Origin of the sequence: Rhodococcus globerulus NBRC 14531, assembly GCF_001894805.1 — a bacterium.
Classification (GTDB): domain Bacteria; phylum Actinomycetota; class Actinomycetes; order Mycobacteriales; family Mycobacteriaceae; genus Rhodococcus_F; species Rhodococcus_F globerula.
Genome location: NZ_BCWX01000009.1, coordinates 63,613 through 84,476, shown reverse-complemented (window position 1 = coordinate 84,476; position 20,864 = coordinate 63,613). Strand labels below are relative to the sequence as shown.

The window sequence follows — 20,864 nt, the reverse complement described above, 5'->3', positions numbered from 1 at the left end:
TCTGCACACGCACAAGGAGATCTCGTGAACCCCAGAACACTGATAGCAGGCGATCCATCCTCGCCAGTCATCTTGCACGTCCCGCACGCCTCCCGCACAATTCCAGGCGCGATCCGCTCGACCCTGACCGTGACCGATGCTCAACTCACCGTAGAGCTGGACGAGATCACCGACGCCTACACTGACGTCATCGCGCAGCAGGCCGCCCGATTCGCCGGTTTCCCACCGTGGATATTGCGCAACGACCTCTCCCGTTTGGTGATCGATCCTGAACGATTCCCCGACGAACGCGAAGAACTCAATGCCGTCGGGCGCGGTGCGGTCTACACCCGAACCTGCAACGGAGCCGTCCTCCGCAACGAGGATGATGACGCGCGAGATGCGCTGCTCGATACCTACTTTCACCCGTACGCTGCCGCGATGTCCGATCTCGTCACCGATCGGATCGCCGCCACCGGCCGTGCCGTGATCATCGATGTCCACTCTTACCCGACCCTGCCGTCGGCGTACGAGATGCTCCCAGACGGGGACCGCCCAGCGCTGTGCATCGGCACCGACCCACACCACACACCACAATGGCTCACCGACGCCGCCCACGCCGCGTTCTCACCCCTGACCGATATCGGCAGGAACACCCCATTCTGTGGTACGTACGTACCACTCGACCACTACCGCACCGATCCCCGCGTGTACTCGGTGATGATCGAACTACGCCGCGATCAATACCTCACCGAGAACGGCGAACTCGTCGACATCGCCGCCGAAAACCTCGGAGCCATGCTCGGTCGACTCGTCGATGCGGCGGAGCGGGGGAGCCGGTAGATGTGCCAGAAGTACCCCGGCCCCCGCTGCACCCCACACGTACGAGCACGCCTCGACAGCGCCCGCAAACGACTCGGCTCCGCACAGACATTGTTCGACGCGAACCCGGCGATCACCCGCAACCGACAACGATTGGATTCCGCGAAAGCGAACCTCGACGCCAGATCCGCCGAATACGACGCCACTCCCGGCGGACAAACCGAGTTGCGCAACCAACTCGGCACAGAGGACGATCCAGGTAAGCGAGAAAAGCTGCAGCGTCGCCTCCAAGGGGGCAAAGCGCTACGCGAGCAGCAGATTAGAGCAGCATCAGGTTTCACCCACGACGACCCGAAGGACAACAGCAATGGCCACGAACGAGACACCGACTCTGACGCAGGAAGAGCGCGAATCGTTCTGGCGTCGGTGGGGATGGAGTCCGGAGTTGCCGAAAGCCGAGCGCTTGGCGATCGAGCAGGAGTGGCACGACACGGCGATCGAACTGGCGAAGTTCCACGGCTTCTGATCGACGACCGGCACATCACGCCGGTCGCTGTGCATCGACTGCAGGACGAACGCGCCCAGCATCTTCGCAGTCGGGGGGAAAGCACTCCGGAGCTGTACGAACTGCACCCGCGGGATGCCGAGACATACCGACGCCAAATGGAAACACTGCGTGACGGCAACAGGTTCGCAGCTTCCGTCTACGTCTACAGCGACGACGAATACGCAGGGATGCGGCTACTCGTGACCGACGACGGTCGCTCCGGTATCGCACTCAAAGACGACGAAATCGTCTCCCTCTACGCACATCACGACAGCAGCCATCCCGGCGCCGCGAACTCGATGCTCGAAACGGCCGTCGCCGCAGGTGGGCGTCGGCTGGACTGCTTCGACACTGTTCTACCTGCCATCTACGCGAAGTCCGGATTCGTCTCCGTCGCGCGGCTTCGATGGAACGACGACTACGCCCCCGATGGCTGGGACTACAACACATACGCGGCGTTCAATGGTGGTCGCCCTGACGTGGTGTTCATGGCCTACGACCCGGCATCTGTGGATTCGCGCTACCAGCGCGGATCCGGTCGCTACGTCAACTCGTACGACGACGGAATCGATGCGGTCCGCGCCCGACTCGGACGATAAGAGATGGGCCAGCACAGCGCCCGAGTCCGTCCATCGGTCCTGCAAATTGCGATAAAGATCTGAATTGAAAAGCTCATCTAATCCAATCAGAGTCGAGTACTCAAAAATTGTCGGACCGCTAAGATTGACTGCAATGACCAGCGATGCCGAACAACAAGCAACAGAGGCCGGAGAGCCGCCGACCACAGTGACTTACGTGCACAGTTGCAGTGCCGGCAAACAGTCCACGGTATTTACAAATAGTCTTCCGAAACAGATGCGGGAGACCTACCAACACTACGTCGCGCATAGACCTGAACCATCTCGAGAAGCACGAATTCGAGTCGAAGCCTTCATCACCAACCACCAAACCTGCGATGATCTCGTCTTCGAAAAGCGCGTTGCCGCAGCTCTGATCACTGAAGACTTCCTCGTAGCGCTCCACTCGGAAGTTACGGCTCTCTGGGAAACGCTCGAATCACACACCGATTCCATCACAGCGACGTCGTCCTGCGTCATCGGCGACGACAGAAGGTACGTTTTCGCAGTCACACCCATTCGGAACCAGGGCTTCTTTCGCCGAAACCGTCACCGGGCCAACATTATCGAGTTGGTCGGCGCTAGCGGATTTACACTCGTCGCTGCGGGAGGCGCTTGAGAAATAGCGGATCCCTGTCCGCGCTGTTCTGGGTGAGATGCCACCCGCCCAGTAAAACGAGTGCGCTACATAAAGGCTCCTTGGAGCTATTGCAGGTACAGCGCGCAATCGCATGGCGATGTTTACATGTATGGTCGAAGTGTAAGCGTTGATGTCGCTGTCGGCGTCTTACCGGTCTCGTCGGTCCCCTGTCTTGTGTGGCCGTCGAGACCGGCCCGGCTTCAACGACAAGCGCAACGTTGTGCCTTCCCTGCTGGCTCCTTGGTGAGAGGGCGATGTCCTGCGCCCTGGCAGCTAGTCTGCAGGGATTCCGGCTTCAGAACGTGTCCATCACGGCGACACCCCGGTCCATCGCCTGCAATGCGCGGGTAGGGGACTCTCGACCGTCAGCGGAAAGCTCACCGGCGCTAGCGTGTGAATGCGGAGCGCCGGTGAGCAGAGCGCACCGAACCTGATCACGGTGCACCTTCTCCTTCTGTCACCTTCCGGCCGTAGCGGTCGGCTGGCGGGTCAAGTGCGACAGCCTCACGCCCGCGAAAATGCTGCCCACACCTTGTATGCCCAAACAGTGAAAACTTGAATCCCAACAAGCGAATGTCGCCGACGAAACTGTCGGGAATCGCTGCTGGGATCTGTCGCCGCGACGCTGCGAACTCTCGCGGCTTTTCTCATCTTCGATCAACGCTCTCAGGGTGCATGTCCCCTTTCCTGCGCAGTGCTGCGATGCTCCCTGGGACGCTGAATTCTGTCTTGCGGCGAGTGCATGCACGGCTGCGCGCATCCGTGCTTGCATAGATGCGAGCAAGCAGTGCATGCGAGTGGGGAAGGTGGTAGTCCTCGTGGTCGGATCGAAGCCAAAGTCATCGATGCTTTCGGTAGCGCATCTTGAAAAGTATTGGACAGCATCTTTTTTCACTGACGACCGACAAATAGCACGTCAAGTCCGGTGGCTCTTGTGGGTGAGAGAAAGGGAAGTTGAGGCGAGGTCGGGGCCACCCTCGGCGGTGAAGACCAAGTGGCCGTCGTCGAGGGCGATCACCCACCGCTGCGCCGGCGCCCGGTCCGCCGCAGTTCGGAATTGTCGATGACGGACTCGGCGAAGTCCTCGACCACAACACGGACCAAAGGTTGGGCATTGCTGGACCTCGATCCGCCGCCGCCGTCAGGAACCGGTTGCACGTATCCGGGCGGGGCGATCGTCATCGATCTGCACTCGTGTGGGCAATGATCATGAGAGAAACGCGAGAGGGGAACATGATGAACGAACCGATGACGCAGGAACGCCGCGAGAAGTTCTGGAGGCAGTACGGCTGGAATCCGGAACTGCCGGAGGACCAGCGCAAGGCGATCGAAGCACGCTTTCCGGACTGGGGGATCGAAGAAGCCGAAGCCCTCGGCTTCTGATAGGCGGCCACCAGATCCAACCGGTCACCGACCACCCTCGCTACTGACGAACGCGAAGCTTCGCCACGCGCGGACTCTCCGCTCCCACGCTCTACGAACTGGCACCTACCGACGCTGGCGGCTACCGCGAGCAGATGCTCGAGCTCACCTACAAGAATCCGCACGCCGCCTCGGTCCATGTCTACGACGAGGACGAGTATCGGCAGATGCGACTGTTGGTCACTGACGACGGAAAGGCCGGCGTCGCACTCAAAGACGACGAAATCGTCTCGGCATTCGGACACAAGGACTGCGCGCACCCGAAGGCTGTGCAGTCGATGCTCCGCCAGGCCACCCGGCTCGGAGGGCATCGCCTTGACTGCTTCGACACTGTCCTGCCGACGCTGTACGCGGACGCCGGATTCGTCCCCGTTGCGCGACTGGCCTGGAACGACGACTACGCACCCGACGGCTGGGACTACCAACAGTTCGGCCGATTCAACGGCGGACGACCCGACGCGGTGTTCATGGCGTATGTCCCCGACCGCGTCGGCGGCATGTACACACCCGGGGCGGGGGAGTACGTCGACGACTACGACATCGGGATCGCCCGCGCCCACGCGCACCGGCCCGGCATGTCGAAAATATGAGTGGCGCAAGCATTATGGCACGACATACCCGTGGACAGCAGGAGTGTCCTGGATTATCAGATACTGCAGATAACATGAACGACATACTCATTCAGCATTACAACGACAAGGATTCTCTGTGGCCGAAATATTCATCCGCCAATTCATCGACGATCTCGACGGAAAACCCATCGACACCGGCTTGGAACACGAAGTCACCTTCTCCTACCAGGGTGCCGATTATCGAATCGATCTACGCCCCACCAATGCCGACAAGATCGAAGCGGTCTTCGCCCCGTATATCAATGCGGCGGAGAAGGCTTCCTCTGCCGGCAAGGCCCGTACGAAAACCTCGGCTGCGGCCAAGACGTCGGGTTCTGGTCGATCCGCCGAGCAACTGAAAGCAATCCGGGACTGGGCCGGCAAGAACGGCTTTGACGTCTCTCCACGCGGGCGAATCAAAGCCGAGGTCATCGATGCGTTCGACGCCGCACATTAAGGACCTGTGATCGTGCACGATCATATCGACACCGTCTCAGCCATCAGCACACGGACAAGGCGGAGTGCAACCCAGCGGAGGGCGATCGCGACGCGGGACGGCATTGCTTCGGCTGCGGCCGAACATTTCAATACGGTCGGGTACGCCGGGGCGAGGATCGCTGACATCGTGGCCACGACTGGGGTCTCGAAGGGCTCGATGTATCACCACTTTCCGTCCAAAGAGTCTCTGGCGCAGTACCTGGTGCAGGGATGGGGCACTGTTCTTGTCGACACCATCGCCGACGTCACTGCCGCAGACGAGCCTGCCCTGCGCCAGGTCGCGAGCGTTCAGCGCAGACTCGCGGAGATCATCACGCAGGATCACGTAGCGCGGGCCGGATTGATTTTGAGCCTCGAGCGAGCTGTCGACGAGAGCGCAAAGGTGTACACCGCATGGACGAGCGCCGTCAGCGTCATTGTCGAGGACGCAATTCGGGCTGGTCAACTCGATGACACAGCCGAACACTCACGGCTCGGAGAAACCTTGTGCGCGGGTTTCGTGGGCGCCGTTCACGTCGCCACCAGTCTCGGTGAACCCGAGACGATCAGTCGCCGTGTCGATGATCTTCTGATGCTGTGGCTCGGCAGTGATCCTGCAATGCCGGTGGCTGCCCGATGAGAATGAACCAGCCTGCGCAGCAGATCCGTCCGAGACCCGCCTCTGTTACTGAAATACTCCACCGGGAATTGTTTTCCGATTTCCAGGAACCACCGACTGCATTGTTCGAAACCAGCCCGGCCCGGTAATGCCGAGGTACCTAACACCCGCACGGACGGCCCGCCGCGGCCCGCAGGTCGCGTACCTGGATTTCCTGAGCGGGCCAGATGTGCTGCTGGTGACGTCAGTTAAGTGGTAGAGCTGCCATGGGGACATCGGTAGTTCGAGCGGATGAGTGCTCGATAGGTGCCCGAGAAACATTCGATTCAGACATTCTCGGGTGAGACACGAGTCCACATAGTGAAGAAACGCACGGATACCGTCGAGTAGAGGTGCTAGGCAGTCGATCTCGATCGAAACCACACCACGCCCGACACGACGATGATCACGAGACCCATGAAAGCCACGACATTGGCGGAGTCCGACTTGAATCGAGTCCTGAGGCGCCGTACTCACGCGCGTAGCCCATCTTCATTCCCGCTCCCGATTTTCGCCGTTCACGACGTCCCGGACGCAAACTGTCCGCTAGAACCTATGCCATACCGGACGAATCCAACGGACACATAAACCGGACGAAATCGCGAGAATTTCCCCACGTCATTTCACGCAGAAGCCCGTTGGCGATCGTCCGGTATGACGATGGTCAAAACGCACACCCAAACCCGCAGAAACGATCTCAGTGCGAGTCGGTTGTGGGGCTGAAGAATGAATTTCGCGTGTACGCATCAGTGTCCGGCACCGACGGTGCGAGCTGCCCGACGTCAGAAACCGGCGAGCAAGGGACGATGGGAATAGAATGGCCGCGAGCATTTCCGCCTAGCTGATCGGGAACTACTCTCGGCAACTATTGGGCTGCTCTTGATGCTTTTCCGCACGTCGCAGTTCGGCGGCTGATTCCTCAAGGTCGGTGTGGCTGATTGCTCGTCCGATCCAGAAGGCAGCTAACGTGCCCAGGACGATCCAGACAGCGACAATTCCGACAATCCACCACATAGCTGGAAGTGTGCCACACGACTGCAGTCATGTGGGACGTAAGTCCTGCCGAGGTGGAAGATTCACCCATGAATTCATCCGCCCAGAACTATTCAGGCAAAAATTGCCAGTTTTATCGATGGTCAAAATGCACACCCAAACCCGCAGGGAAGCGCTCAGCGGACTTTCGAAGTTACGAATCGCGGAGAAGTCCACCGAACTCCGCCTTCGGTGTGTCGTCCCCGAGACCTGGGTCGAGCGCACCAGTCGAAGAGAAAACCGCGCGAATACTACGAGAATTGCTACTTATCGTAGTATTCCGGTGACGGTTCGATCGCCCTGAGGGGCGGATTCCGTACTGCAGAGATCGCGGAGCTCGGATCGAGCTCGATGAACTAATCGTTGATGACCTCGTTCAGGACCTCCTCAGTAACCCTATCTGTACAAGAATCGTATGCAGCGAGCTTCTGATTGCCCGGAGGCATATCCGCTACATTGTCGAAACACTGTTCTTTTCTTTTATCGATTTCTTGTAGAAGTTCTTCTGAAGATCGGCCGTCGTATGATGCGATGCCTAGAACGACAAGAGATACAACAACGAAAGACAACCCAAATCCTGATATTACCTTCGGGCGATGATTCGTCGGTGCGCTTTTGTTGGAACTTCCGATTGCCAATTTTTCTTGAAGCAGCGTGAGCAGTAAAGTGAAAATGGAGGCTAAATAGATAATATTGAGAGAAATTCCAATGAGGATAGGAACTAGAGATCCGTTGTCGGAACCCAAAGCATCTTCCGCTAGAGTTTTGCCGAAATAGAAGGGTAGTAGTCCGAAAAGTGCCACCAAGAATGCCATTAAAATATACACTAATAGCTGTACCAGATAGCCCGAATTAGATGATTTTGACACAGAAGACAGATTACATCCCTCACGCGAATACCCAGTCTCCGGAGGTAGACGATTCGGTTCTTGCGTTCCGCGCGTCGTGCTAGGGGCCGCAGTAAAAAGGCTCGAGTTCGGCCGGAGGAACGTCGCCGCCGCGCTCGTAGAGGCGTCGATGCCCGCCCACTCCAAACGTGGCGATATCCGACTTCTCGAGGTCGCTTCGGTTCACTCACGAGTTCTCTCGACGAGAAGGTCGAGTACCCGCAGTCGTTCGCTCTCGCTCAACAAGACCGACAGAGGCGACATGTTTCGCATCTCGCGGTCGGTCTCGGTATCGGAGACGCTGATCTTGCGAACGGTGTCGATGTCGTTGTCCGCGATGATGCGTTCCCACTGGTCCAGGCACTTGCGGAGCATGTTCCCGTGAACGTGCTCACGGTTGGTCTGCAATCTGGCGCGCACCTTGTCGGTGTTGATGGAGAGGTGTTCGCGGTCGATCTTGTCCAGGACCGCTTCGTGTACGAGTTTCTTCCGGACGACTTTCGACGGGACTGCGGACATCTGCGGCTCCCTTCATCCTCGATGGACCAGGGTAGACCAGCCCGTTGTTCGATCAGCGTATGTGTTTCGCAGCCTCGATTATTGTCATCGGAACATCGTCAGGATAAGTTTGGCTCCGACGTCCATCGACATCTCGCCTGACGGGCCTCACCGCGCCAAATAATTCAGGGAGTTGCAGCACGAGACCTGGACGTACCTCACAAGTGATGGTGTTTCACAACTCATCGATAGCCCATCTAACGAACCATCCATATCGGACACGAGTTTCGGAACATGCGTCGTCGAGTTCACCGAAAATTGTTCCATGGCTCCCGAAAGGGACCGTTTATGAAACATCGTTCGGCGCCGCCGAAAATCGGGGCCGATCGACTGCCAAGACCGCCACGGGCTCATCCGAGGTCGCCGGCAGGTGGGTGTTGTCGGCATCGGTGTCGGTTGGAGTGTCCTGAATTATCAGATACTCCAGATAATATGAACTGGACATCCTTCCAACACGCAACGAAGAGGGTTCCTGTGGCCGTAATATTTATTCGCCAACTTATCGACGATCTCGACGGAAAACCCATCGACGCCGGATTAGGCCACGAGATCAACTTCTCCTATCAGGGCGCCGACTACCGGATTGATCTTCGACCCGCCAATGCCGACAAGATCGAAGCGGTATTCGCTCCCTATATCAAGGTCGCGGAGAAGGTCTCCTCTGCCGGCAAGGCCCGTGCGAAAACCTCGAATGCGTCCAGGGCATCGTCGGGTTCTGGTCGATCAGCCGAGCAGCTGAAAGTGATTCGGGACTGGGCCGGCAAGAACGGCTTCGACGTCTCCCCACGTGGGCGGATCAAGGCCGACGTCATCGACGCTTTCGACGTCGCACATTGAGATTGTGAACAGCGTATTTTTTCACTGACACTCAACGTGTGTCGTACTTCTATCTCGTGATTCTTCTCGGTGAGAGAGGGAAAGATTCAGGCGAGCTCAAGGCCACCCTCGGCGGCGAAGACCAAACGGCCGTCGTCGAGGGCGATCGCCCACCGCAGCACCGGCGCCCAATCCCGCCCCAGGTCAGAGCTATCGATGACGGTATCGTCGTAGTCCTCGACCACGGTACCGACCTGGGCTTCGGTGTCTCCGGACTGTGATTCGAAGGTCGGGATCACCGTGACCCGAGAACCCACCACGATGGAATTAGCGGGTTGAGCGTCAGAATCGGACATAAACCTGATTCTGGCAGAGAATCCGACAGGCGCACTCGTCGACATCGCATGGGTGTTCAGTTGATTCTAATTCGAGACAAATCAATCACGCGCAGACGAGTAGTGGGAACTACCAGCGTTATGTGTCGGTCAGAGTTGATTGACACAAGTGTCCAGTACTTAAATCGCGTTCAGAGCATTCTGCGGATTCGTCGTGCGTGTGAGCCTTTGTCGTACTGGACGGCTCAGAACCTCCGTCTGTGTATCGCGCGTATGGGTGGCCCGCTGCAGTGCAGGTGAGTGTTCACTGCAGCGGGCCGTTACGCATCACCGCTTCGGGGGTGCGGTGATGCAGCAGGGACTATACGGACCACGCCGGTGCCGGTGCCGTTGATTTACGGCGAGTCGGGTAAGGGGGGCAACCGATCATCGTCGTCTCGTGTCGGTACGGTGCTCGATGATTGTCCGATCGGTATTCTGCGGGCAAAGGACTAGGAAGGATTCTCCTCGTGTGAGGGACGAGGCACTATGGGGCCTTTTGTGAGAGGGGACGACGATGTCACCGATTTTTCCTACCCGGTACCAATTTCTCATCGACGGAGAAGTGTCGGATCGTGTGAAAGCCGCTTTTCCGCAGATGCAGGTAGGACGCTCAGTAGGCGGCTTCACCACGCTTTTTGGTCTTGTCTCCGACCATTCGAGTCTGCGCAGTATCATGGCGCGGCTCGATGTCCTCGGGCTTACGTTGGCAGAGTTACGGCGTTTGCCGGATTGAATTCTCACGCGTTCCCGCACGCGGGGAGAGTTTCTGCATGGACGAAAAATACGCTGAAACCGGCGTTTTCGGTGCCGGCATAAGGGGGTATGCGTGTGATGCGGCGTTTTCACTGGCGTGGGGCTGTCGCGCTTAATCCGCCAACCGGCTGCCACGGTCGGATGGTGGCAGTAGGGGAAGGCGCACCGTATTTCGTGCGGTGCTCTGAGCTCACCGGCGCTCCGCATTCACACGCTTGCGCCGGTGAGCTTTCCATCGTCACCGTCGAACCTTCACGACCATCTCGCCCCACCTGCACGAGCACCTCGCCCCACCTGCACGAGCACCTCGGCCGGTAGGGAATCGTCCCGTCTTGATTATCGGGCACAGGAAACGCATCGCGGGACTTCGCAATGACGTGGGTTTATGACATCGCTGCCGTGATCGTGGTTTGACGGCGCCGACCTGAACCGGCGAGTCCTGTTGGAACGAGCGGAAAGAATACGACTCCGGGAAGTGGAATCCGGCAGCACCCCACTGCAACGGGTCGGTCTGTCACATCCGGATACAGATTCGGGCCGTAAAAACATGATCGGCGAACCGATCAGGCTGGCAGCGGCCTCTCATGCAAAATTGAGGTTAGGTTCGGAGTCGCTGGACTTGAAATCCGGAAGTCGGGATCACTGTGAACCAAGAGTCAACCGTAATGGTATCGGGAGGTACAGGACCAGAATCGGACATGGACTCGATTTTGGCAGAAATCCACGCTCAATTGCATTACCTGGAAGGGAAATTTCCACCAAAGAGAAAATCGAGGTAGATGAAGCAGGTCGCCGAATTGTTTGCATTATGGGCATCGAGGGCCTTTCTGGCACGGCTGGCTCCCGTACTCAGTTTGGAGAGGGCCTCAATCTTCCGCGCTTCACTCGAACACGGGTAGAACCTCCCCGAGAACCCTTTGGGATCGTTCATTGCAGCGAGCTGTTTGGAATTGAGATCCTCAAGAAGACCGCAGATATCCCACACAGCGACGTAAGTGGACTGTGTGGTGATGTACTGTGCTGCACGCATTTCCAGATAGAACGATGAGATAGGGACGTTGTTGTAGTACTTCCAGGCCTTCGCCAGGCGGGTGAGCTTCTTGGCGGCACCCTTCATACCATCGCGGTTGTTGCACTCGTTGACATAGTCCAGGTGTGCTCTGGGCGCGGTGTCGATCCACCCGCTATCAGCGCCTGGGATGTCGTATACGAGGGTATCGGAGTTGCCGCGACCAGTGAGGAAACCGGGAATGACTTCGATGGTCTCCGCTCCACCTGCGAACTCAACAACAACGGCGGGCCTACTCGTGCGTACCGTAGTGAAAGGGAAAGATGCAGTCAGAGCGTCCCGAACCCACCTTAATGCGGTGTCGGAAGAGTTTGGTTTGTTCTTCAAGCTGACGAGGAGATCGATATCTGCATGTCCGCGTATACCGGTGCCGTGATGGAACGAGCCCGTCTCCCAAACTACCGACACATCAAGGGCGTTGCGCAATGATTTTTCGATGCTCGCGCGGTGGGATGATGCTGCAGATTGCTGACTGGATAGCGGTGTAAGGCTCGACATGAATACGTCGAACCCTTGATCAACTGTTCTCGCCATCGTTTTTCCTCAGTGTTCTGTATCGGATTGGTTCGAGCTTTCATCTACCGCGTAAACCTGGCCGCCGCTACCAATATTGTCTTGGGCCTTCTTTCTAGCCCGACCGTTTATGACTTCGGCAGTCTTGTTCTGCTCATCACGTCGAGCAGTCAATTCGGCCAAGATCGTCCGTGCCTCGTCTACGTCCTGCCCAGGGACGTCGATAAGTCGGGCCTGACGGGCCGCCGTCTGGATCTCAAGGTATGCGTTCGCTGCCGCGGAAGCTTGGTTCATTCGGTGAGATGCGTTAAGCGTCGTCAAGATCGCACTTCCCGCTGCTGCAGCCAAGGCCAAGATGCCGCCGACTACCGCATGCCCCATATCCGATAAAACTGTGGCACCAGACACGGCTGCCAGAAGGCTCGTGAGAGTCCCGAGCCCGAGATTGACGCTGCGCCACTGTTTGGCTTGCTCGAATTGCCCCTGAGACGAATACATCGAGCTCTCTTCGAGACGCTTCAGCTCGTCTCGAATAACTTCTCGTCGAGCGTTGTCGTCGAACGCACTCTCATCTTCATCGGGCACTGAGCAAGAGTATCGAAGGCCACCGACAGAGTTGATATGTATTCATGTCAAGTTTTCATGGAGGGAGTGGACTCGGTCGAGAAAACTAGTTTTTGCGGTTGTGAACGTGCAGGATATCCTTGTCTCATCGAGAGCGGCATTGACGATGATGTGCTACGCGGAACCCTATCCACCAATATATTGGTGGTTTTCTGTCTGGAGGACGCCAAGGGACTGCGCGTTCTTCAGCGATTTTTGTAGATGATCTTTGATCATCTTGGTTCGTCGTTTGCGCCCGAATGTCTGAAGGACGGAGGTTTCTAATCGGTCAATATCCATCGGTCCTTCACGAAGTAGGAACCGGGCGGCGTTTACGATTTCCACCGGGCTGACCTCGTCGAAACGGCGGGTGCTTGTACTTGCATTCGGGCGAAACTCTGCCCACGTCGTTCTGTCGATGTGGTTGGGCCAGACGAACTTGTCCTCGCTCTGGTATCCGAGTTGTGTGATCTGGTAGACGAGTTTTTTCGAGCGAGCGGCATGGAGGCGTTGCACTCCGAACGATTGTGCGGTGAGGCTGGCCAGTCGATCGATCTGGATGGGTCCTTCGTACTCGACGATCTCGGCGGCGACAGCTCGAACCGCCTCTTTCGCAACCTTTTTGGGTAGCGCATCTAGAACGGCGATGTCACCAACGGGAACGACGACCCACGGTTCGAACTCAAAACGCTGTTCACCGATGGTGGGAGTCTCGGTGTCCTCGCCTCGTGTAAGAACGGACTTATCAGGTTCGACGTACTCGCCACCCTCTTCATCGTCGACCTGCTCGCTGAAACTTGTTGTTGCGAGGCCGGCGTCAGCAACGACGTGCGTGAGGGCGTCGTTACGTTGGGCCTCAGCTTCAGCGGTTCCCTCGTGGTCACCAAGATGACTGAGCAGGCGTACGACGAAGTCGAGGGCACGCCATACGTCGAGCGACGAGAAATCGTCATTGTGTGCCCACCTGTTGCGAACGATGCGTAGTTCGCCGCCGAGTACGGACACCGTCCGGGTGGGGTCGTCGAAGGGAAACCCGAGCTTGCCCAGCCTTTCGGTGAGCATGCGCAGTTGCGCCTGAAGATCGCCGGTGGAGTGTTGACGTGGGGTATATCCCTTGGCTCGATCAAGTTCGGTCAGTACCGCCGTCCATGGAAGGCCTCCGAGCTCGTCTGCCAGTGCGGCAGCGAAGTAGGGATTGAGTCGAGAGGCGAGGTGGTCGAGACCTTTTTGGATCGCCGCGCGATTGTCCATGCGTTTCCTATCGTCATCAGGTTGCCCGGCGTTCATCCATGCGGTTACACCCACCAGCCGATCACGTCGGCGACGTACGCAGAGCGGGTGAATCGGGCAGAGGTGTACGCCTGGAATGGTTTGAATTCTCAGATATTTACTGCACTAAGTGGAGCTACAGGGAATCGACGATGTCCTTGACTTTCTGTCCATCGCTCGAGGAGAGTCCTTCGTTTATCTGCACGAAGATCAACGCATTTTCCGACCCGTAGCGGTGTGGCCCGGCCAGAAAGGCAGCGTCGTCATAGCTTTTCACTGTTTTGCGGTACTGATCGGCATTGTCGAAGATCATGACGGTCCCGCCCTCCCCCGGCACCGAGGGGAGATCGAAGTCGTATTTCTCAGTTGCTGCCACAGCGAGCCCGCCGGGATCTCCCGGTGCGCAGTTCTCGCCGATACCAGCGTCTTCGATCTGCGCACACACACTTTCCGGTGTTGCAGCTCCATCGGAGGAATCGGACGAACAACCCGACGTGAGGAGAAGCGCGGCGGTAGCCGAGACAGCGGCGAAGATCTTCAACGAGTTCATTTCATAGGTCTTTTCTTCAAGTCGCTAATTACGGCGGCGTTAATGAGAACCTTCACTTAAGCAGACAAGTCCGACAGGTTTCGGCCGACGCACCGAATAACTGGGTGCGATCGAGCGTCCGCGAGCATGTTTGAAAGACTCATCCCATCCGGACGACGAGTTCGGTGCATTTCCTGGATCCTCCAGGGCTGACACTCGAACGGAGCGATATTTCCCGTGACGCGGATCTTCGACAACATCCATCTGAAACTGGGCTCTCACCTGCAGAAGACACTGCAGGTATCAGAGCGGATGGACGTCGCCGTCGGGTACTTCAACCTGCGAGGGTGGTCCGTTTTCGACTCTCTGGTAAAGGAGAAAGCGGAACAGGGAAAGCCCGTGCCGGTCGTGCGAATCCTGATCGGCATGGTTATGACCGGGCCGCAGGAAGAAGCACTCGAGGAACTGCAAGCTGCGGTCGAAGGCACCGAAGTGCTCGATGCAGACTTCACTGTCGGTCGTGAACGCAAAGCGCAACTCCTCGAACAACTGCGCACCCAGCTCATGCGAGGACTGCCCACCACTGCGGATCGTGCCGCGCTGCAGTCACTTCGAGATCTCCTCGAATCCAAAGCTGTCGAGATCAAGGTCTTCACCCGCCGGCCACTGCACGGCAAGGCATACATTTTCCACCGGGAAGACCTGAACAATCCGATCACAGGATTCGTCGGATCCTCGAACCTCACCGCCCCCGGTTTGACTCATAACTATGAACTCAACGTCGACGTCATCGACACAAATGCCGCGGAGGCGTTGGCGGAGTGGTTCGAGGACCGATGGACCGACAAGTTCAGTCGCGAAGTCACCGCGGATCTGTTGACGATGTTGGATGAATCATGGGCCCGCAAAGAGCCACGTCGGCCGTACGAGGTGTTCCTCAAGGTCTGCTACGACCTCTCCCGCGACGTGCGCGAAGGGCTGGCCGAGTACTCCGTCCCGTCCGAGGTCAGCTCTCAGCTCCTCGAATATCAGTCCACCGCCGTCCGGACGTTGGCGCGGCGGATCATGACCAAACAGGGCACCATGCTCGGCGACGTCGTCGGTTTGGGTAAAACCCTGACCGCGATCGCTGTGGCGCTGATGCTGCGGGACGAACACGGTTACATGCCATTGGTGGTGTGCCCGAAGAACCTGGTCAAGATGTGGGAAGAGCATTTCGAGGCGTACAACCTGTATGGGCGCGTCGTGCCGTACAGCATGGCCCATACGATCCTTCCGGATCTACGCCGGTACGCATTCGTGATCGTCGACGAGTCTCACACGCTGCGCAACGACGAACGCCGCGACTACAAGGCGATCCAGGAATACATTCATGCCAACGACAGCAAAACGCTATTGCTGACCGCGACCCCGTACAACATCCGATTCCGGGACGTTGCCAACCAGCTCTCGCTCTACATCGACGACGATGACGACCTCGGTATCTCCCCGACCAACGCCATGGCTGCCGACCCAAGGCTCATCGACAAAGTTGATGGCAAGATCACCACGATGGCGGCCTTCCGTAAATCGGAGGATCCGGACGACTGGAAACGCCTGATGAGTGAGCATCTGGTGCGCCGTACCCGTACCTTCATCAAGAACAACTTTTCCCAGATCGACGAGAACGGTCGTCAGTACCTCGAATTCTCCAACGGGACACGGTTCGCGTTCCCGGAGCGCATCCCTAAGCCCGTCGATCACTCCTTCGGGCCGAACGACCCGGCGGCGATCATGTCGAGCGATACCACCCTCGACACCCTCACGAACTTGGTCCTGCCTCGTTACGAGCTCGGAAAATACTTGAAGAAGACGGCGAAGCTGACGGATGAGGAGAAGGAGTTCGTCGACAATCTCAAACGCGGCCGCGGCAATGTCGCCGGCTTCGTCCGCACCACGTTCTACAAACGGCTTTCCTCATGCGGGCACTCGTTCACACTGTCGTTGCAACGGCATATCGCCCGCAACGAGTTGTTCGGCTACGCGATCGACAACGGCCTACGTATCCCGACGGGCACGATCGTCGATACTAGTCTCACCGATGACGACGACCCCACAGCCTCCGACCTCGACACCGCCGAGAGTCTCACCGACGACCCCGGCCGACGCTACGAAGCGCTCGTATCCTCGAATCCTGCTGCCGTGACATGGATTCGGCCGGAGCTTTTCACCACCGAGCTGCGTAACGACCTCGACCGCGACACCACCGAATTGCATGGTCTGCTGAAGTCGTACGGCGGGTGGGAAGTAGCGACCGACTCCAAACTCGATGCCCTGAAAAAACTGCTGACCGCCGATCACCCTGGTGACAAAGTCCTCGTGTTCACCGAATACAAGGACACCGCCAACTACATCGCCGCTGCACTACGAGAAGCCGGCATCAGCGGCGTCGGATTGGCGACTGGAGACAGCGACGACCCCACTGCCCTCGCACACCGATTCTCCCCACGCTCAAACGCCTTACCTGGGCACGACAGTTTCGACATCGACAACGAACTACGCGTCTTGATCGCCACCGACGTCCTCAGCGAAGGCCAGAACCTGCAGGATGCGCACATCGTCGTCAACTACGACCTGCCCTGGGCGATCATCCGACTGATCCAGCGTGCCGGCCGTGTCGACCGCGTCGGCCAGCAATCCGACGAGGTACTGCTGTACTCGTTCTTCCACGAATCTGTCGACAACGTCATCTCCCTGCGTCAACGCATCAGCGATCGGCTCAGCGCAAACGCAGAAGCATTCGGATCCGACGAACAATTCTTCGGCAGCGACGGCGAAGTACAAGCCATCGCGGACTTGTACAACGGCACCCTCGACGACCAGGACTCCGCCGACGACGTCGATGCATCCAGCTTGGCATATCAACTTTGGCATCAAGCACAGGAAAAAGATCCTGACCTTGCCGCGCGGATCGCGGCACTGCCGGACATGATCGATGCCACCCGCGCAAAACGGTTGAGCGACAAGGACGAAGGCGTGATCTGCTACGTGCGCACTGATTCCGGAATGGACGGATTCGGGATTGCCACCCCGGACGGTGAAACCCGATTGCTCACCGGGCATGAGGTTCTACGCGCCTTCGAAGCAACACCGGAGGAACTCGGTCTCGAACACCGAGCAGACCACGACGAGCTGATCGAAAAGCTGGTTCGCGGCCCGCTCGCGACACCGACTGTGGCTGCCGGTCGTCTGCGCGGAGTCCGACGCACCTTGTGGCGTCGGCTCGGCGAGACGCTGCATAAGCACGACAACGAGACCGAAAAGGCTCTTGACGAGTTGTTCCAGCACCCCCTGCAGCGCGATGCGGAGAACCGACTCAAACGCTCCGTCCGCAACGGCGCCAGCGACGACGACCTCACCACCATGATCAGGACACTGCACCGCGATCAGCGACTGGTCATCGCCACCCGAACAGGTAAGGACCCGATCCGGGTCGTCAGCAGCATGGGAGTCACATCATGACCGAACACCGCCTACTCGACCTCGTCGACGCCCGCGACTTCCGGACCCTGTTCATTGACGAACTCGGCTGGGGAAACCCGGACCAACCTGATCTTGACCTGGACATCGACGACGAAACCTTCACCCTTACCCAAGTCGCCGGATACAAAGGTTTACGTATCTGGCACTGCCAGGTAATTCCGCCGCGAAAGACTCAACGACTGATTGATGTGCTTGTCGGTAAAGACAACCACGAACGACTGATTATCTTCAGCAGTGAACACAAGCAGGAATGGCGTTGGCCGCGCCGGGCTCAACTCGGTAGTGCCAATGCGAAACTTCTCGTTCACGAACACCTTGCTGGCGACCGCACGACACATCTGACGCAACGACTCCAGGCAATCGAACTCGACTTCGACGAGAATCTTCCTCTCGTCGCCTTGCTCGACAAAATGCGGGATGCCTTCGATGCAGAGGCTGAAACTGCCTCAGTCGCTGCGGCTCGCCTGATGGGCGCGCTGTACCTTGAGCTCGAAACCGCCGGTGTCGGTGAACGCGATGCGACTCTGCTACTCGCCCGACTGTTGTTTTTGCTCTTCGGTGACGACGCCGACATGTGGAAACCTGCGGGTCAATTCGAGCGATACCTTCGCGAAAACACTTCTGCTCAGAACCTTCATACTGAGTTACTGGAACTATTTTCTGTCCTCAACACTGATGAGCGAAAGCGCACCCTTCCCGCCGATAGCCCGCTTGCTCAGTTTCGATATATCAACGGTGGACTGTTTCATGACACGATTCGGTTACCGGAGCTCACCACGAGATTTCGCTCCACGCTGGTAGAAGCATGTGAGTTCGATTGGTCAATCATTTCGCCCGCCGTGTTTGGATCGATGTTTCAGACGGTCAAGAGCAAGGAAGCCCGCAGACACGGGGGTGAGCACTACACTACTGAGGAGAACATCCTCAAGACTATCCGGCCGTTGTTCCTCGACGAGTACCGAGAGCGGTTGGAACGAGCCTGGGACGACAAAGCTCAGCTTACGAAGTTACATAACGACCTCGGCAGGCTCAGATTCCTTGACCCTGCTTGTGGGTGTGGAAACTTCCTAATCGTCGCCTACCGAGAACTTCGAGCGCTCGAACTGGATATTCTCAAACGGCGTCGAGACCTCGATATGACTGAGGCATTGTCTAAAAAGGTGGAACGAGCGCAGCTAAGCCTTGACGTCACCGGTGACATAAAGGTAACCCTCGATCACTTTTACGGTATAGAAATTGAAGAATGGCCGGCACGGATTGCTGAAACTGCAATGCTCCTCGTCGACCACTTGGCGAACCAGCAGATGGCTCTAGATTTTGGTTTCGCTCCCGACCGACTTCCGATCGCAATATCCCCTACCATTCATCACCAAAATGCACTCCATATAGACTGGGCTACGATTATTCCACCGTCGGATGATGTTGTCATCCTCGGGAACCCGCCATTTATCGGGCAATATACCAAAACTCCGCGACAGACTGCAGATGCCAAATCAATCTGGGGTAAGCGATATAATGGTTATCTCGATTATGTCACTTGCTGGTATGCCAAAGCCATCGATTATTACGGTAACTACGCCGGACGGTGGGGCTTTGTTTCCACAAACTCGATTTGTCAAGGCGAGGCCGTCGAATTTTTGTGGCGTCCCATTTTGGAATCTGGATGGAGATGCCGATTTGCGCACCGATCTTTCCAGTGGGTTACCGAGTCTACGGGAGGGGCAGCGGTTCACGTTTCTATCGTCGGCTTCGATAAACTTTCCTCGCCAAGGCCGATATTGTGGACCTATCAAGAAGGAGGGAAAAGTCAAGGTTTCCCGAATCGGGTTCCGAATATCAACCCTTACCTCGTCGCAGCGCCAAATGTCCTTGTCAGCAACCGATCTGCACCTCTGAGTGTTGAGATGCCCGCTGTCACCAAAGGGAATCAGCCGACAGACGGGGGTAGCTTATTGATTTCCCCGGCCGAGTACGAAGATGTCGCAGCAGATCCTATTGCTGCTCAATATATTCGACGATTCGTTGGGGCTCGTGAGCTCATTCACGATCTGCCGAGATGGTGTCTTTGGCTGGATGGAGCCCGGATATCGGACCTCTCATCTAGTCCTGTGCTTCGGGAGCGAATAGCGGCGGTGAAAGCAATGCGGCAGGATAGTTCGAAAGCTGCGACAGTCAAGAAGGCGTCCACGCCACACTTGTTTGACGAACGACGGCACCCCGATACGAGCTACCTTGCGATTCCCCGGCATGTTGGTGAGCTACGTCGTTACTTCACTGCCAGACGTTTTGCACCCGACACGATATGCGGCGATGCGAACTCTTTAGCACCCGATCCTGATGGATTTCTCCTAGGTGTCTTGTCTTCGTCGATGTTTATCGCGTGGATGAGGGCTGTAGGTGGCCGTATCAAGTCCGATCTCCGATTTTCAAACACATTCACTTACAACACGTTCCCTCTTCCGGAAGTGACAGCTAGACAGCGGCGATCGATCACGGAAGCCGCGTCGGGAATTGTGGTAGCGCGCGAAGCGCATCCGGGCATGTCGTTAGCGAAACTCTACGATCCGGCGGGCATGCCCGGCGACTTAATCGAGGCGCACAACACTCTGGATCATTTCGTAGACCAACTTTTCGGACGAGTTGACCTAAGTACAGAGGCCGCTCGGCAAAAAGTGCTGTTCCGGCAATACGCCGCTCTCACTGGACAGGCGATGCTCCTGTAGGTGAGGAAAAAGATCTTTTCTATATAAAGGCGACTGAACAAAGCGCTCAGGCGGCGAGCTTGCCGGCTGAGCACGTGTAAGGCAGGCGTTGTGTCTGTGTGCCGATGCGAATGTCGCGGATACGCTCAAGGTACGGGCGCGCCAGCGCTCGACGACAAGCAAAATGCGATCCCGCGCGAAGTGAAAGGTTCTGGCGCCTCGATGACCACGATGGCTCACGCGCTCGTAAGTCAGTCGATCAACCCCTATCGCAACCTTAACCAGACGTTTGTTGCACAAGGTTAGTCCGTGCAGTGTCGAAGGCGACGCTGGCAAGGAAGACTCGTAGATCGTGCATACCCTGCATGAAGCAGCCACTGGGCAAACGGCGGCGTTTGGCGGGCTTGCCGCGATGCGCGGTTGTTTCGTTGGCGCCGAACAGGTGAATCAGGCACGTTAAG

The 20,864-nt window shown here is 57.5% G+C and carries 20 protein-coding genes and 1 pseudogene; 11 read left to right on the top strand and 10 right to left on the bottom strand.

Going from position 1 to position 20,864, the window contains the following annotated elements:
- Positions 1–24: 24 nt before the first annotated feature.
- Both RG2_RS28520 and RG2_RS32495 read left to right on the top strand, forming a co-directional pair.
- Positions 25–822: an N-formylglutamate amidohydrolase gene (locus tag RG2_RS28520; protein WP_033236834.1), complete on the top strand. Its 798-nt coding sequence runs from the start codon at positions 25–27 to the stop codon at positions 820–822.
- On the top strand, positions 823–1,947 hold the full coding sequence (locus tag RG2_RS32495) for a hypothetical protein (protein ID WP_230590405.1): 1,125 nt from the start codon (positions 823–825) through the stop codon (positions 1,945–1,947).
- 953 nt (positions 1,948–2,900) lie between these two features.
- On the opposite strand, the gene RG2_RS31960 is transcribed toward RG2_RS32495, so the two are convergent.
- Positions 2,901–3,050, bottom strand: a complete 150-nt coding sequence (locus RG2_RS31960) for a hypothetical protein (RefSeq protein ID WP_155276700.1) — start codon at positions 3,048–3,050, stop codon at positions 2,901–2,903.
- A 569-nt stretch (positions 3,051–3,619) separates the two neighbouring features.
- The gene (locus tag RG2_RS31955; protein ID WP_155276699.1) at positions 3,620–3,787 is read right to left on the bottom strand and encodes a hypothetical protein; all 168 of its coding nucleotides are present in this window, start codon (positions 3,785–3,787) and stop codon (positions 3,620–3,622) included.
- A 51-nt stretch (positions 3,788–3,838) separates the two neighbouring features.
- Here RG2_RS31955 and RG2_RS31950 point away from each other — a divergent pair, with 51 nt between their 5' ends.
- From RG2_RS31950 to RG2_RS28490, 4 genes are all read left to right on the top strand, one after another.
- Positions 3,839–3,988, top strand: a complete 150-nt coding sequence (locus RG2_RS31950) for a hypothetical protein (RefSeq protein WP_165826426.1) — start codon at positions 3,839–3,841, stop codon at positions 3,986–3,988.
- Between the two features lie 134 nt (positions 3,989–4,122).
- Positions 4,123–4,617, top strand: a complete 495-nt coding sequence (locus tag RG2_RS28500) for a hypothetical protein (RefSeq protein WP_033236831.1) — start codon at positions 4,123–4,125, stop codon at positions 4,615–4,617.
- A gap of 118 nt (positions 4,618–4,735) precedes the next feature.
- Entirely contained in the window at positions 4,736–5,095 is a 360-nt protein-coding gene (locus RG2_RS28495) for a histone-like nucleoid-structuring protein Lsr2 (RefSeq protein ID WP_033236830.1), read from the top strand.
- A gap of 6 nt (positions 5,096–5,101) precedes the next feature.
- Complete coding sequence (locus RG2_RS28490) at positions 5,102–5,755, top strand: TetR family transcriptional regulator (protein WP_080711861.1); 654 nt, start codon at positions 5,102–5,104, stop codon at positions 5,753–5,755.
- A gap of 1,406 nt (positions 5,756–7,161) precedes the next feature.
- Here the strand turns inward: RG2_RS28490 and RG2_RS31605 are convergent.
- The 3 genes from RG2_RS31605 to RG2_RS28485 form a co-directional block, all read right to left on the bottom strand.
- Positions 7,162–7,620: a hypothetical protein gene (locus RG2_RS31605; protein ID WP_116538833.1), complete on the bottom strand. Its 459-nt coding sequence runs from the start codon at positions 7,618–7,620 to the stop codon at positions 7,162–7,164.
- Between the two features lie 133 nt (positions 7,621–7,753).
- Entirely contained in the window at positions 7,754–7,879 is a 126-nt protein-coding gene (locus RG2_RS32490) for a hypothetical protein (RefSeq protein WP_255285243.1), read from the bottom strand.
- On the bottom strand, positions 7,876–8,211 hold the full coding sequence (locus RG2_RS28485; protein WP_072782783.1) for a hypothetical protein: 336 nt from the start codon (positions 8,209–8,211) through the stop codon (positions 7,876–7,878). Before RG2_RS28485 ends, RG2_RS32490 begins: the two co-directional genes overlap by 4 nt.
- Before the next feature lie 513 nt (positions 8,212–8,724).
- On the opposite strand from RG2_RS28485, the gene RG2_RS28480 reads away from it, so the two are divergent.
- Positions 8,725–9,087 carry a histone-like nucleoid-structuring protein Lsr2 gene (locus tag RG2_RS28480; RefSeq protein ID WP_033236829.1) on the top strand — a complete coding sequence of 121 codons (363 nt, stop codon included), beginning with the start codon at positions 8,725–8,727 and terminating at the stop codon, positions 9,085–9,087.
- 86 nt (positions 9,088–9,173) lie between these two features.
- On the opposite strand, the gene RG2_RS28475 is transcribed toward RG2_RS28480, so the two are convergent.
- Positions 9,174–9,422, bottom strand: coding sequence for a hypothetical protein (locus tag RG2_RS28475; protein WP_033236908.1), 249 nt, complete (start codon positions 9,420–9,422; stop codon positions 9,174–9,176).
- A gap of 535 nt (positions 9,423–9,957) precedes the next feature.
- Here RG2_RS28475 and RG2_RS28470 point away from each other — a divergent pair.
- A complete protein-coding gene (locus RG2_RS28470) occupies positions 9,958–10,176 on the top strand; it encodes a DUF8691 family protein (protein ID WP_033236828.1) in 219 nt (72 codons plus the stop codon).
- A 756-nt stretch (positions 10,177–10,932) separates the two neighbouring features.
- Here RG2_RS28470 and RG2_RS28465 read toward each other — a convergent pair.
- From RG2_RS28465 to RG2_RS28450, 4 genes are all read right to left on the bottom strand, one after another.
- Positions 10,933–11,799: a nucleotidyltransferase domain-containing protein gene (locus RG2_RS28465; RefSeq protein WP_165826430.1), complete on the bottom strand. Its 867-nt coding sequence runs from the start codon at positions 11,797–11,799 to the stop codon at positions 10,933–10,935.
- A 9-nt stretch (positions 11,800–11,808) separates the two neighbouring features.
- Positions 11,809–12,363 carry an SLATT domain-containing protein gene (locus tag RG2_RS28460; protein ID WP_207787567.1) on the bottom strand — a complete coding sequence of 185 codons (555 nt, stop codon included), beginning with the start codon at positions 12,361–12,363 and terminating at the stop codon, positions 11,809–11,811.
- 165 nt (positions 12,364–12,528) lie between these two features.
- The gene (locus tag RG2_RS28455) at positions 12,529–13,632 is read right to left on the bottom strand and encodes a DUF3320 domain-containing protein (RefSeq protein ID WP_072782781.1); all 1,104 of its coding nucleotides are present in this window, start codon (positions 13,630–13,632) and stop codon (positions 12,529–12,531) included.
- 154 nt (positions 13,633–13,786) lie between these two features.
- The gene (locus RG2_RS28450) at positions 13,787–14,200 is read right to left on the bottom strand and encodes a hypothetical protein (protein ID WP_033236827.1); all 414 of its coding nucleotides are present in this window, start codon (positions 14,198–14,200) and stop codon (positions 13,787–13,789) included.
- Between the two features lie 291 nt (positions 14,201–14,491).
- On the opposite strand from RG2_RS28450, the pseudogene RG2_RS32770 reads away from it, so the two are divergent.
- The 3 genes and pseudogenes from RG2_RS32770 to RG2_RS28440 form a co-directional block, all read left to right on the top strand.
- Positions 14,492–15,397 (top strand): annotated as a pseudogene (locus tag RG2_RS32770) (phospholipase D-like domain-containing protein); the annotation flags it as partial.
- 555 nt (positions 15,398–15,952) lie between these two features.
- Positions 15,953–17,680 (top strand): C-terminal helicase domain-containing protein, encoded by a 1,728-nt coding sequence (locus RG2_RS32765; protein WP_371851353.1) that lies wholly within the window; start codon positions 15,953–15,955, stop codon positions 17,678–17,680.
- Positions 17,677–20,424: a class I SAM-dependent DNA methyltransferase gene (locus tag RG2_RS28440; protein ID WP_033236825.1), complete on the top strand. Its 2,748-nt coding sequence runs from the start codon at positions 17,677–17,679 to the stop codon at positions 20,422–20,424. Before RG2_RS32765 ends, RG2_RS28440 begins: the two co-directional genes overlap by 4 nt.
- The last annotated feature ends 440 nt before the right edge of the window (positions 20,425–20,864 follow it).